Below are 11,525 nucleotides of genomic sequence, written 5' to 3' on the forward strand. Positions count from 1 at the left end.
GAGGGGGAAACGGAGTGCAGAACCGCTACGAGAAAATATTTCCCGGCACCATTGCCGTCTCCGGCATCATAATCCTGCTGGGTGTCCTGCTGGATGACCCTATAAAGATTCCCGTCGGGATGTACCACATCGTCACCATGCAGGACCTGCTGATTACCGACTACGTGTCCATCGGCGGTGTGGGAGCGGCGCTGGTGAACTCCGGCCTGGTGATGATCCTATCCATCTGTCTCATCAAGCTGTCCAAGGACCCCTTTAACGGCTTCACCATGGTAGAGATGGGCCTGATGGCGGGCTTTTCCCTGTTCGGCAAGAATATATTGAATATCTGGCCCATTATTTTGGGCACCTGGCTGTACGCCCGGTATCAGAAGGAGCCCTTTTCCAAGCACGCCTCCGTGGCGCTGCTGGCCACGTCCCTGGCGCCCCTGGTGAGCTACATGGCTCTGGGAAGCATCCACGCCAGCCTGCCCCTGGGCATCTTTACCGGCGTGATCATCGGCTTTATTCTGCCCTCCCTGTCGGCCTACACCTACAAGGTTCAAAACGGCATGAATCTCTACAACATGGGGTTTGCCTGCGGCCTGTTCGCCATGATGATTGTGCCCATTCTCACCGCCTTCGGCGACCACCCGGACTCCGCCATGTACTGGGCCACGGAGTACAACAGCACCTTCGCCATCATCCTAGGGATTATCTGCGCTGCCTTCATCCTCACCGGCTTCTTCGGTGCGGGAATGCCCTTCTGGGCCGTTTGGGCCGGGTACCGGCGGCTGCTGTCCACCACCGGCCGGGCCCCCAGCGACTACCTCCGGATGTTCGGCGCGGGGCCGGTGCTGGTAAACACCGGCGTCAACGGCCTGATCGGCATGGCGTATATCTTCATCGTGGGCGGTCAGCTCAACGGCCCCACCCTGGGGGGCATCTTCACCATCATGGGCTTCTCCGCCTTCGGAAAGCACGCCCGAAATATCATTCCCGTCATGGCGGGCATTGCCCTGGGGGCCTATGGAATGCACTACACCCCGGACTATCCCGCCCTCCAGCTGGCGGGCCTCTTCGGCACCACCCTGGCCCCCATCTCCGGCCACTTCGGCTGGCCCTTCGGCATTCTGGCGGGGTTCATCCACTCGGCGCTGGTGCTCCAGACCGGCGGCCCCGTGGCGGGACTGAATCTCTACAACAACGGCTTCTCCGGCGGACTGATCGCCATCGTCCTCTATCCCACGGTCACGGCCATTGTCCGCCACCGCAACCCCAGGCTGCGGGACCAGGACTACTACGACCTGTTTGAGGAGAGCGACCCCATCGACGTCTCCCGCTGGCGCACCGAGCAGGTGGAGGAGGACCGGCAGGAGGAGCCGATCCTGGAACAGGACGCCCCGCCGCCGCAGGCGGAGTGAGTTCTCAAGGAAAGAAGTGCCCGGAGCCTTTGGCTCCGGGCACTTTGCTTATGCGCTTTTCAGATTTTTCACCGCCGGACCCATTTGCCGAAAAGGGTCTTCTTGTAGTGCAGCAGCTCCTCCTTGGCCTTGCTGAAATTCTCGGCCTTCTGGAGGTACTCCACGCCTTTTTTGATGTCCTCCGGCGCGCCGCCCAGACCCCGGGCATAGATGTACCCCCGCATGTAGTCCGCCTCCCGGTTCTTCCAGGTCACGGCGCTCAGGTACTGGAGAGCCTTTCCGTAGTCCTGGGGCGTGCCCCAGCCGTTGAAGGCGCACTGGGCCAGGTAGAACGCGCCCCAGGTGCAGTTCTTTGCGTCATAGGCGGCGGACAGGTGCTGGTACGCCTTGGCGTAGTCCTGCTGCACGCCGTCGCCCAGGAGGTACGCCTCTCCCAGCAGATTGTTGGCGCCCCGGTGCTTCGGGTCTCTGGACAGCTCCTTCTCACAGCAGGAGACCGCGTAGGCCGCGTCCTTCTCCACGCCCTTCCCCTCGGAGTAGAACCAGCCCACCTTATACCAGCTCTCGCCGTTGTTGGCCTCGGCGGACTCCTTGAACCAGTGGAGGGCCTCCTCGTACCGCTCCGCCTTCCGCAGCTCCTCACCGTAGATGAACTGATGGGTGGGATAGCCCAGCTCCGCGCCAATCTTCCACAGGTCCTTCGCCTTCTCCGGCTGGGGGGCGATGATGTCCTCGTCGCCCTTGGTGTAGTACTGGTTGAGGTTGTTGGCGGCGAAGTAGACGCCGCCCCGGAAGGCCTTCCAGAACCAGTCCTCGCACTTGGAGATCTGCTCTTTCAGATACGCCTTGAACTCCGCCTGACTGGGGAAGGAGTCCTTGCCCTTGTTCTGAATGCGCAGAAAGTCCCACCAGAAGTAGCTGTTGCCCACCACGTACTGGCAGAAGGCGTCGCCCTCCTTTGCCAGGGCTTCCACTTCGTCAAAGGCCTCCTGGAAGGAGGCGAAGGGCATCTTCTTCTCCACCGACGGGGTCAGCTCACCGCTGCGAAGCGCCACCAGCACCCCCAGGGCGCTGCCCTGCTCCACGGACTTGTGGAGGAGCTCTGTGGCTTTGGCGTCGTCCACCGGGAAGCCGTGCCAGCCCCAGACGTACTGATAGCCGCAATAGCACCGGGCCAGCACGCAGCTGGCGTCGCCGTCTCCGGCGGCGGAGGCCTTTTCCAACAGGGCAAACGCCTCTTTGCCCCGCCCTGTGCGGACGTTATAGTAGATGTCCTCCAACGCCTGTTTTACTTCCTTGCTCAAAACCGCTGCCATGATTGGAACGCTCCTTTTCTATCGATTCTCTATTTTGGTTTTTTGACCCGCTTCCAGTCCCCGCCTCCCGGCAGGTACCGGCCGCGGGGATAACCCGTCAGCCAGGCCGCCGCCTCACGGGGCGGCATTTTTGTGATGTAAAACTCCAGGTTCGGCCCGCCGGGTCTGGCGGCCTCCACGGTACAGCGGGCGTCGGACCGGTCTCCCGCCGTCACTCGAATCCACAGGTATCCCTCCGGGCGGGTCAGGTCCACCAGCTGGTACGTGCCGTCCACGATGCCTTCCGCCGCCACCTGGATGTCCTCCTCGGTGAAGTTGGTGTGGTTCTCGGCGGCGCCGCTGGCGCAGACCAGGGACAGCCTCGCGTGGGACTGCCGGGGCTGGGGCCTGGTGAACTCGGAGGCCTGATACAGCCGCCGCAGATCCCAGCCGCCGAGATCCGGAGCCTCCCGGCGGAGCCAGGCCGTCAGCACGGCCAGGGTCTCCCGGCGGTCCGCCGATCTGGCCAGGGCCAGGTTCTCCTCCCCCGGCCTGGGAGCCAGCTCCAGAAGAAGCAGGACCTTGCCGCCCTCCTGGACGAGGCAGTCCAGGGAGCGGAGAGTCCGGCCCTGGGCCTCCAGAGGGCGGGTGGGCGTCAGTTCGAAGCCGGATTCCGCGCCGTCCAGACAGCGGTCCAGCAGCTCCTCCACCAGGGAGGCGGTCACACGGGAGGTCACCTCTCCGCCCCGGCGCCGCAGGATCATGTCCTGGGGGCCGCCGCTGAGGGCCTCCTGCCGGACCTCCTTCGAGGCCCGAAGGGCCTGCCGCTGGCGGAAGCCCCGCTCAAAGTCCTCCCGGGCGCTCTCGTCCATGGTCCAAAAGTCCATGTTCTGACCGTTGCTGCCCCAGGCGGCCTCCGGCACCTGCAGGCGAAGGTACTCCGCCGCAGCCTGGAGGTCTTTGAGACTTTTAAAGCTGGTGACGGTCCGCTGCCAGCGGTCGTCGATGAGCACCAGCTCCATGTCCCGGCGGGTGCGGACGCCGGTCTGGGTGTGGTGCTGGTGGATCTCGTTGACGACGAAGATGCCCCGGATACGGTCGATCCGGTTCACACTGTCTCCCAAGACCCACTCCCGGCCCACGCCCACGGGGCCGAACCACCGGCCGTTCTCCCGAAGGTCGGCGTCCACCATGGCGAAGAGCTCCTCCACCGGCGGAGCCTCCTCCGGGTAGGGCAGCTGGCTGCGGATGGATTTTGCCAGGGCGCTTTTTGCCGGGAAAAAGGCATCCCGGATGGCGGCATAGGCCAGGTAGAGCCCGCCAATCACCAGCAGGGGACCGCCGATGCCGCAGAAGGCCAGGGTGGCGTAGTCCCCGGTGTCCCAGTAGGTCCGGTCCTGCTGCAGGCCTATGGGGAGCAGATACAGCAGCGCGCCGCCCGCCGCCAGCACCAGCAGCGCCCAGATCAGCCAGGTGAGCCGCTTCCGGGTGCGGCTGAGGCAGTAGCCCTCCGCCTGGCCGTGGGGGTTGTTCCTCTGCTGGAGCCCCATCAAAAGCAGGATGACGGGGATGGCAAAGAGGCGCAGCGTCACGGCCAGCAGCACATAGACCACCGCATTCCAGGGCCAGCGCAGAAAGCCGCCCTTGTTCTCCTTAGATGCCATATGTACCTCCTCCTCCGCCCTGGAGGGCGGGAGCTGATGTGTTAATTTTACCAGCAGAGCGGGTGTTTGTCCAGCCCCGGCGGGGGGTGACTTTTGCGGTTCCGGCAGGATATGCGCAGGTGGAAATATGTTCAGCTCGGCGGCTTGGAAGCCCGTTAAGGGTCTTTGCCTCTTGGAACGGATTCTTCGTTTTTTTATTCAAAGCTATGAAAAATGGTCTTTTTTTGATAACTGTGCAGTTAAAATATGGGCGTAATTTACTGGAGCTGCACCGGTGAAAGCTGAAAAAGTGAATACCGGGCGGGAGTAGTACAGTGACTTGCACATCATGCATAAAAGAGGGGAACGGGTCTCCCCGTTCCCCTCGAAAAGTGCTGAAATTGCAGTGTTCGGCTTACTTGAAGTAACGCTCCAACAGGCCCTTGAACGCCTTGCCGTGTCTCGCTTCGTCCCTGGCCATCTCATGAACAGTGTCGTGGATTGCATCGAGGCCCAGCTCCTTGGCCTTCTTGGCGATGGCCATCTTGCCGGCGGTGGCGCCGTTCTCGGCCTCGACCCGCATCTCCAGGTTCTTCTTGGTGCTGTCGGTCACAACCTCGCCCAGGAGCTCGGCGAACTTGGCGGCGTGCTCGGCCTCCTCATAGGCGGCCTTCTCCCAGTACAGTCCGATCTCAGGATAACCCTCGCGGAAGGCCACGCGGGCCATGGCCAGGTACATGCCAACCTCGGAGCACTCGCCAACGAAGTTGGCCCGCAGGCCCTCGATGATCTCGGGGTCCACACCCTGAGCCACGCCAACCACATGCTCGGCGGCCCAGCTCATCTCGCCCTTCTGCTCGCTGAACTTCTCGGGGCCGACGCCGCACTGGGGGCACTTCTCGGGGGGATTCTCGCCCTCGTACACATAACCGCAGACCTGGCAAACCCACTTTTTCATATAAATGATCCTCCTTAGACTTAAAAATAATGATTTTTGGGAAGTCTTTCCTTGTAATGGACTGGGACAAGTATATCAGGATGTTCGGAAAAATGCCAGTTGCATTTGCAACGATTTGAGAAAATAGCGAGAAATTTCATGGTTTGTTCAAACATGTGTGTCCGGTTCATAAAAATGCAATCGCGGAGAGTGAAGTAAGTGGCCGAAATGTGGAGAAAAAGGGTGAAATCACAGACTTTCGGACGGGAGGACATCGGGTGCGCAGCGCTTTTTGTTTGAGGGCGCGGAATGCCTGCTCTCTGCGCCCTGACGGGAGCGGGGGATAGCGAGATTTCGTCTGCCGCAAGGGCCGCTCACTGGATTTCCGAGATCTTGACCGGCCGGCCCTCCTTCAAGGATTTCGCGGCAGCAGCGGCAATCAGGATGGGATAGAGGCCGTCCTCGCCGGTGACCGGGGTCTCCGTGCCGTTGATGACGGCGGCGGCAAAGGCCTTCTGCTCGGCGGCGAAGGCACCGGTGTAGCGGTCCCACATAATCTTATAGCAGGCGCCGGAGACGGTGCCGTCGGCGCCATAGAGGGTGGCGTTGTTGGGAGTGTCGTTGACATCCATCACCGCGCCCCGGTCGCCAAAGACCTCCACCCGCTGGTCGTAGCCGTAGACGGCCCTGCGGCTGTTGTCGATGACGCCCATGGCGCCATTCTCAAATTTCAGGGCGACCACGGCGGTGTCCACGTCTCCGGCCTGGCCGATGGCTGGGTCCACCAGCACTGCGCCGTAGGCGAAAACCTCCGTGACCTCGGACCCGGCCAGGAAACGTGCCATGTCGAAATCGTGGACCATCATGTCGTAAAAGATGCCGCCGGAGACCTTTACGTAGTCGATGGATGGGGGCTCAGGGTCCCGGGAGCTGATTTTGACCAGGTTGACATTGCCGATCTTTCCCGCCCTGACGGCCTCATAGACTGCCCGATGGTTGTGGTCAAAGCGGCGGTTGAAGCCCACCTGGAGCTTTACGCCCGCCTTCTTCGCCGTGTCGATGACCTCTTTTACCCGCTCGATCCGGTAATCCACCGGTTTTTCCACGAATACGTCCTTCCCCGCCTGCGCCGAGCGGATGGCGTACTCCGCATGGAGGTCTGTGGGAGAGCAGACGACGACGGCCCGGATCTCGGGGTCCCCCAAAATGGCGTCCGCGTCGCTGACGATGTTGGGGATGCGCAGGCGCTGGAGAAATGCCGCGGTCTCCGCGCTCATGTAGGGGTCGGCGACGGTTTTGATCTCCATCTCAGGGACGAATTTCGCAATGTTCTCCGCGTGGACCCTGCCGATGCGGCCCGCGCCGATAATGCCGATCTTGATTGTCTCCATAATCGTTTCTCCTCTCGATTCAAAGCCGCATAATGGCCTTCACCGCCTCGGCGGTGGTGGTCTTCGGTATCAGCTCGAAGCCTGCCAGGCCGGCATAGCCGGTCTCCTCCAGACAGCGGAAGACCTGGGCGTAGTTGATCTCGCCGGTGCCTGGCTCGTGCCGCCCCGGCGCGTCGGCCACATGGATGTGGCCGAATTGGTCCCCGAAGGCCCGGATGCTGTCGCAGATGCTGCCCTCGTTGAGCTGCATATGATACGCGTCATAGAGCACCTTGAGCATGGGGGAGCCGATAAGCCGGGTGATCTCCGCTGCCATACGGGTGGAGGTCAGGAAGTTGCCCGCGTGGTCCGTTGTGATGTTCAGCGGCTCCAGGTTCATCAAAACGCCGCTCTCCTCTGCGAGCTTCGCGCACTCCTTCAAAGTGTCGAACATGGCGCAGAGCTTTACCGTGCCGCTGAGCTCGTCATAGGCATTGATGACAGCGCCGCCCTCTCCCAGGCCGTTGGAGTGGATGGTGAGAGAGCGGGCGCCCACCTTTTTTGCCGCCTCCACGGACCGGCGGAGGAAGGCCAGATACGCCGCCTTTTGGCTGGGGTCGATAAGGGACAGCTCCGCGTCCCCGTTAAAGCCGGCGATGCCCACCCCGGCCCGCTCCGCCGCCGCCCTGACGGCATCCAGGTCCTTGTCTGTCCAGCTCCAGAACTCCACGAACGCAAAGCCGTCGTCCTTCGCCGCCTGAAACCGATCCAGGAAGGGGAGCTCGTGGTACATCGGCTCGATACATGCTGATTTTTGAAACACCATATTCCGATCCTCCCTCGAAATTGTGCTATGCACATATTGAAGTTATACACATCATAGCACGTTTCATGCAATTGTCAACAACGGAAGAAATGATTCTCTAAAATTCATAAAACTGCCCAAAAAACCAAGGAGTTTTTTTGCGGATTGACAGAAAAGCCTTTTCCGTATACAATAGTATCAAAATTGTGCAAAGCACAACAGGAGGCGTTTTGATGGGAAGCAGGCCGACGATCCAAATGGTGGCGGAGCTGGCGGGGGTCTCCCGCGGAACGGTGGACCGGGTCCTGAACGAGCGCCCCCACGTAAACGAGGCGGTCCGCCAGCGGGTGCTGGCCGCCATGCGGGAGCTGGGCTATCTCTCCCCGCGGGAGGCCTACCGGCGGCAGGCCGATGCCGCCCTCCGTCCTCTGACGCTGGGAGTTCTGCTGCCCAACTGGGAGGGACAGTTCCGGGACGAGGTGACCCAGGGCCTCCGCCAGGCCTGCGAGGAACTGGAGGCCTCCAGCGTGCGGGTGCTGATCCGCCGCTGCGAGACCGATCTTCCCCAGGAGGCGGCGGAACTGCTGGAGGCCATGCGGGGCGAGGGCGCGGAGGGCTTCGCCGTATGCGCCGTCAACGACCCGGCCATTCAGGGCTGGATCGCCGCCAGGATGGCGGAGGGGATTCCCTGTGTGACCTTCAACTCCGATCTGCCGGAGAGCGGCCGGCTGTGCTTCGTGGGGCAGAGCATCCGTCAGGCGGGCCGCGTGGCCGCCGGACTGCTGTACAAGTGCGCCTCGGGCCGGGGGCCCATTCTGGCCACCGCCGGGAATCTGAAATTCGACGGCCACCGCCAACGGCTGGACGGCTTTTTGGAGCGGCTGGAGGAGCTGGGCTTTCCGGCGGAGCAGGTGATGGTCCGGGAGACGTTCAACGACTATGAGACGACGCTCCGGGTGGTGGGAAAGGCGCTGGAGGAACAGCCGGAGCTGCGGGGGGTCTATATGGCGAACCTCAGCGTTTCCGGCTGCTGCGCCGCCATCGCCCGGGCTGGAAAGAGCGGCCGGGTCCATGTGGTCTGCCACGACATTAACGAGAGCGTCCGGCAGCTTATCCGCTCCGGCGCCGTGGATTTCACCATCCCCCAGGATCTGCGGCGGCAGGGATACGCCCCCCTCCTGCTGCTGCGGGATCACCTCCGGAAGAAGAGCCCCCTGGGTCCTGGACGGCAGCAGATCCACATCCTCTGCGCGGAAAATCTGGAGGACTGACGGCGGGGAGTGGATATAAAGAAAGACGGCGGTTTCAAATGACTTCAAAACCGCCGTCTTTCGGCTCTGTTGGAGGTTCGGTAAAGTTCCGCTCCGGGGCCCTGTTCGCCGGAAATATCGCGGTAACGGTCATCTATGGAATTGGTGCGCTGCTGGGGTTCACAATGGCCGGGAGCTATGCCGATTTGATGATTTGGGCGAGCTGGCGCCTTGTTTGCGCCGCGCTGGCAATTGCTGCACTTGTGAAAAAATATTGCGAGAAGTGAAATAGAGAAGAGGACACCCGCGCCGGATAGGGCGGGTGTCCTCTTGTTTTCAGATTTTACGCCTCCGCCAGCGCCTTGGCCTCGGCGATGGCCTTCTCCTGGGCCGCCGGCGGGCAGTCCGTCCCCGCAAAAGCGCCGCTTTTGCGGGGGCCCTGATTTAACTTGAATCGTCCGAAGTGAATTCGGCCGATTTCAAGATTTTTGCTTTGCAAAAATGCTTGGACGCCGGACTCCCGGCGAGGGAGTGATTACTGCTCCGCCAGCGCCTTGGCCTCGGCGATGGCCTTCTCCTGGGCCGCCGGCGGGCAGTCCTCGTAGCGCACAAAGTGGAAGGTGAAGCTGCCCCGGCTCTGGGTCATGGCCCGGAGGTCGATGGCGTAGGTGCCCATCTCGCCCATGGGGACCTCGGCGGAGATCACCTGGTCGCCGTCGCCGGTGGGGTCCATGCCCATGACCCGGCCCCGGCGCTTGTTCAGATCGCCGATGACGTCGCCCATGTAGCTGTCGGGCACCGTGACCTTCAGCTCTCCCACGGGTTCCAGCAGAACGGGGTTGGCCTCCGGCAGGGCGGCCTTATAGGCCAGCTGGGCCGCGGTCTTGAAGGCAATTTCGGAGGAGTCCACCGGGTGATAGCTGCCGTCGTACAGCACCGCTTTCAGGTTCACCACCGGGTAGCCCGCCAGGGGGCCGTGAAGGCAGGCCTCCCGGAGGCCCTTCTCAACGGCGGGGAAGTAGTTCTTGGGCACGGAGCCGCCGAAGACCTCCTCGGCAAACTCCAGATCCTCCACCTCGGGGTTGGGCTCGAAACGAATCCACACGTCGCCGAACTGGCCGCTGCCGCCGGTCTGCTTCTTGTGGCGGCCCTGCTTCTGCACGGTCTTGCGGATCTTCTCACGGTAGGGCACCCGGGTGGGCTTCAGCTCCGCCTCCACATTGAAGCGGGTCTTCAGCTTGCTCACCAGCACGTCCACCTGCATGTCGCCGGCGCCGGAGAGGACCATCTGGTGGGTCTCGGCGTTGTTGACCACGGAGAAGGAGGGGTCCTCCTCGTTCAGGCGGCCCAGGCCCTGGGCGATCTTGTCCTCCTGGCCCCGGGTCTTGGGCACGATGGCCACGGAGTAGCAGGGCTCGGCGAAGGGAATGGGCTTAAGGCTGACCACCTTGCGCTCGTCGCACAGCGTGTCGCCGGTCTTGATGTCCATCTTGGCGATGGCGCCGATGTCGCCGCAGGTCAGCTCCTTGACCTCGCTGGTCTTCTTGCCCCGCATGGTGTACAGGCGGCCCAGCTTCACCTTCTCGCCGGTGCGGGCGTTGACCATGGGCATGTCCGGGGTGATGGAGCCGGAGAGCACCTTCACGAAGGAGTACTTGCCGTACTGGTCGGAGACGGTCTTGAACACGAAGGCGGTGGGCACGCCGCCGGGGGAGACCACGAACTCCTCGCTCTCGCCGTCGGCCTTGGTGGCCTTGTGGTAGTTGCCCTCGGCGGGATTGGGCAGCAGGTCCACGATGTTGTCCATGAGCATGAGGCTGCCCAGGCAGCTGACGGCGGAGCCGCACAGCACGGGGAACAGGCTCAGGTCCCGCACGCCCTGGCGCAGGCCCTGGATCATCTCGGCGTAGGTGAAGTCCTCGCCGCCGAAGAACTTCTCCATGAACTCCTCGCTGGTCTCGGCCACGGACTCCTTGAGAGCGTCGTTGAACTCGGTGACGACCTCCTCCTTGTCGGCGGGGAGCTCGATCTCTGCCCGCTTGAGATTCTGCATCTCATAGGCCCGCTTGTTCAAAACGTCGATGATGCCGGTGACCTTCTTGCCGCCGTCCCAGATGGGCACCACGATGGGGGCGATCTTCTTGCCGAAGCGCTGGCGCAGGGCATCGAAGGTGGCGTTGTAGTCGCTGTTCTCTTCGTCTGTCTTGGAGATATAGATGAAGCGGGGCATATTCCGCTCCTCGCAGTATTTCCACGCCTTCTCCAGGCCCACGGAGATCCCGTCCTTGGCGGAGCAGACGATGATGGCGGCGTCGGCGGCCCGCAGGGCCTCCATCACCTCGCCGGCGAAGTCAAATGCGCCGGGGGTGTCCAGCACGTTGATGCGGCAGCCCTTGTACTCCAGGGGCGCGGCGGCGGTGGAGAGGGAGATCTGGCGCTTGGTCTCCTCGGGGTCGTAGTCGCAGACGGTGTTGCCGTCGGCGGCGCGGCCCATGCGGTCGATGGCGCCGGTCATGTAGAGCAGGCTCTCGGCCAGGGCGGTCTTGCCGCTGCCGCTGTGGCCCAGCAGGCAGACGTTGCGGATGTTCTGTACAGAATAGCTCATAGTCGTTTCCACTCCTTATGTTTGATGCTGTCCTCCCGGCCCCGCGCGGCGGCGCGGAGCCGCAGCAAGTTCCCTCCGGCGAATGGCCGGGATCGCTCAATATATGAATTATACAACATTCCCCGGGCTAATACAACAAAAATTTTAGCACTTTCCCCATTTTTGGCGGGAGGGAGAAATAGGGGCGGATTTTGAGACGCGGACCTCTGGCCTGGCC

At 62.5% G+C, this 11,525-nt stretch carries 10 protein-coding genes; 3 read left to right on the forward strand and 7 right to left on the reverse strand.

The features are described from left to right. The first annotated feature begins 14 nt into the window (after positions 1-14). Positions 15-1,403 (forward strand): DUF1576 domain-containing protein, encoded by a 1,389-nt coding sequence (locus C816_RS01790; protein ID WP_016320690.1) that lies wholly within the window; start codon positions 15-17, stop codon positions 1,401-1,403. 68 nt (positions 1,404-1,471) lie between these two features. Here C816_RS01790 and C816_RS01795 read toward each other — a convergent pair whose 3' ends face one another. The 5 genes from C816_RS01795 to C816_RS01815 all read right to left on the reverse strand — a co-directional run bounded on the left by C816_RS01795 (position 1,472) and on the right by C816_RS01815 (position 7,474). Continuing rightward, on the reverse strand, positions 1,472-2,719 hold the full coding sequence (locus C816_RS01795; RefSeq protein ID WP_016320691.1) for a tetratricopeptide repeat protein: 1,248 nt from the start codon (positions 2,717-2,719) through the stop codon (positions 1,472-1,474). A 29-nt stretch (positions 2,720-2,748) separates the two neighbouring features. Next, a complete protein-coding gene (locus C816_RS01800; RefSeq protein ID WP_016320692.1) occupies positions 2,749-4,362 on the reverse strand; it encodes a hypothetical protein in 1,614 nt (537 codons plus the stop codon). 394 nt (positions 4,363-4,756) lie between these two features. Beyond that, positions 4,757-5,299, reverse strand: a complete 543-nt coding sequence (locus C816_RS01805) for a rubredoxin-like domain-containing protein (RefSeq protein ID WP_016320693.1) — start codon at positions 5,297-5,299, stop codon at positions 4,757-4,759. 353 nt (positions 5,300-5,652) lie between these two features. Next, positions 5,653-6,669: an inositol 2-dehydrogenase gene (iolG, locus tag C816_RS01810; RefSeq protein ID WP_016320694.1), complete on the reverse strand. Its 1,017-nt coding sequence runs from the start codon at positions 6,667-6,669 to the stop codon at positions 5,653-5,655. Positions 6,670-6,688: 19 nt separating this feature from the next. Further along, positions 6,689-7,474: a TIM barrel protein gene (locus C816_RS01815; RefSeq protein ID WP_016320695.1), complete on the reverse strand. Its 786-nt coding sequence runs from the start codon at positions 7,472-7,474 to the stop codon at positions 6,689-6,691. 212 nt (positions 7,475-7,686) lie between these two features. On the opposite strand from C816_RS01815, the gene C816_RS01820 reads away from it, so the two are divergent. Further along, on the forward strand, positions 7,687-8,724 hold the full coding sequence (locus C816_RS01820) for a LacI family DNA-binding transcriptional regulator (protein WP_016320696.1): 1,038 nt from the start codon (positions 7,687-7,689) through the stop codon (positions 8,722-8,724). A 38-nt stretch (positions 8,725-8,762) separates the two neighbouring features. Continuing rightward, a complete protein-coding gene (locus C816_RS01825; protein WP_016320697.1) occupies positions 8,763-8,990 on the forward strand; it encodes a hypothetical protein in 228 nt (75 codons plus the stop codon). A gap of 56 nt (positions 8,991-9,046) precedes the next feature. Here the strand turns inward: C816_RS01825 and C816_RS23345 are convergent, their stop codons facing one another. Both C816_RS23345 and C816_RS01830 read right to left on the reverse strand, forming a co-directional pair. Further along, the gene (locus C816_RS23345) at positions 9,047-9,202 is read right to left on the reverse strand and encodes a hypothetical protein (RefSeq protein ID WP_155978870.1); all 156 of its coding nucleotides are present in this window, start codon (positions 9,200-9,202) and stop codon (positions 9,047-9,049) included. A gap of 36 nt (positions 9,203-9,238) precedes the next feature. Further along, a complete protein-coding gene (locus tag C816_RS01830; protein WP_016320698.1) occupies positions 9,239-11,308 on the reverse strand; it encodes an elongation factor G in 2,070 nt (689 codons plus the stop codon). Positions 11,309-11,525 lie beyond the last annotated feature (217 nt).

Origin of the sequence: Oscillibacter sp. 1-3 (assembly GCF_000403435.2) — a bacterium.
In the GTDB taxonomy this organism is placed as follows: Bacteria; Bacillota; Clostridia; order Oscillospirales; family Oscillospiraceae; genus Oscillibacter.

What these genes read in the sequence shown, in the direction of transcription:
- C816_RS01830 (WP_016320698.1), bottom strand. Translation starts at nt 11,308, where the DNA reads ATGAGCTATTCTGTACAGAACATCCGCAACGTCTGCCTGCTGGGCCAC.
- C816_RS01815 (WP_016320695.1), bottom strand. Translation starts at nt 7,474, where the DNA reads ATGGTGTTTCAAAAATCAGCATGTATCGAGCCGATGTACCACGAGCTC.
- iolG (WP_016320694.1), bottom strand. Translation starts at nt 6,669, where the DNA reads ATGGAGACAATCAAGATCGGCATTATCGGCGCGGGCCGCATCGGCAGG.
- C816_RS01825 (WP_016320697.1), top strand. Translation starts at nt 8,763, where the DNA reads ATGACTTCAAAACCGCCGTCTTTCGGCTCTGTTGGAGGTTCGGTAAAG.
- C816_RS01820 (WP_016320696.1), top strand. Translation starts at nt 7,687, where the DNA reads ATGGGAAGCAGGCCGACGATCCAAATGGTGGCGGAGCTGGCGGGGGTC.
- C816_RS01795 (WP_016320691.1), bottom strand. Translation starts at nt 2,719, where the DNA reads ATGGCAGCGGTTTTGAGCAAGGAAGTAAAACAGGCGTTGGAGGACATC.
- C816_RS01805 (WP_016320693.1), bottom strand. Translation starts at nt 5,299, where the DNA reads ATGAAAAAGTGGGTTTGCCAGGTCTGCGGTTATGTGTACGAGGGCGAG.
- C816_RS01800 (WP_016320692.1), bottom strand. Translation starts at nt 4,362, where the DNA reads ATGGCATCTAAGGAGAACAAGGGCGGCTTTCTGCGCTGGCCCTGGAAT.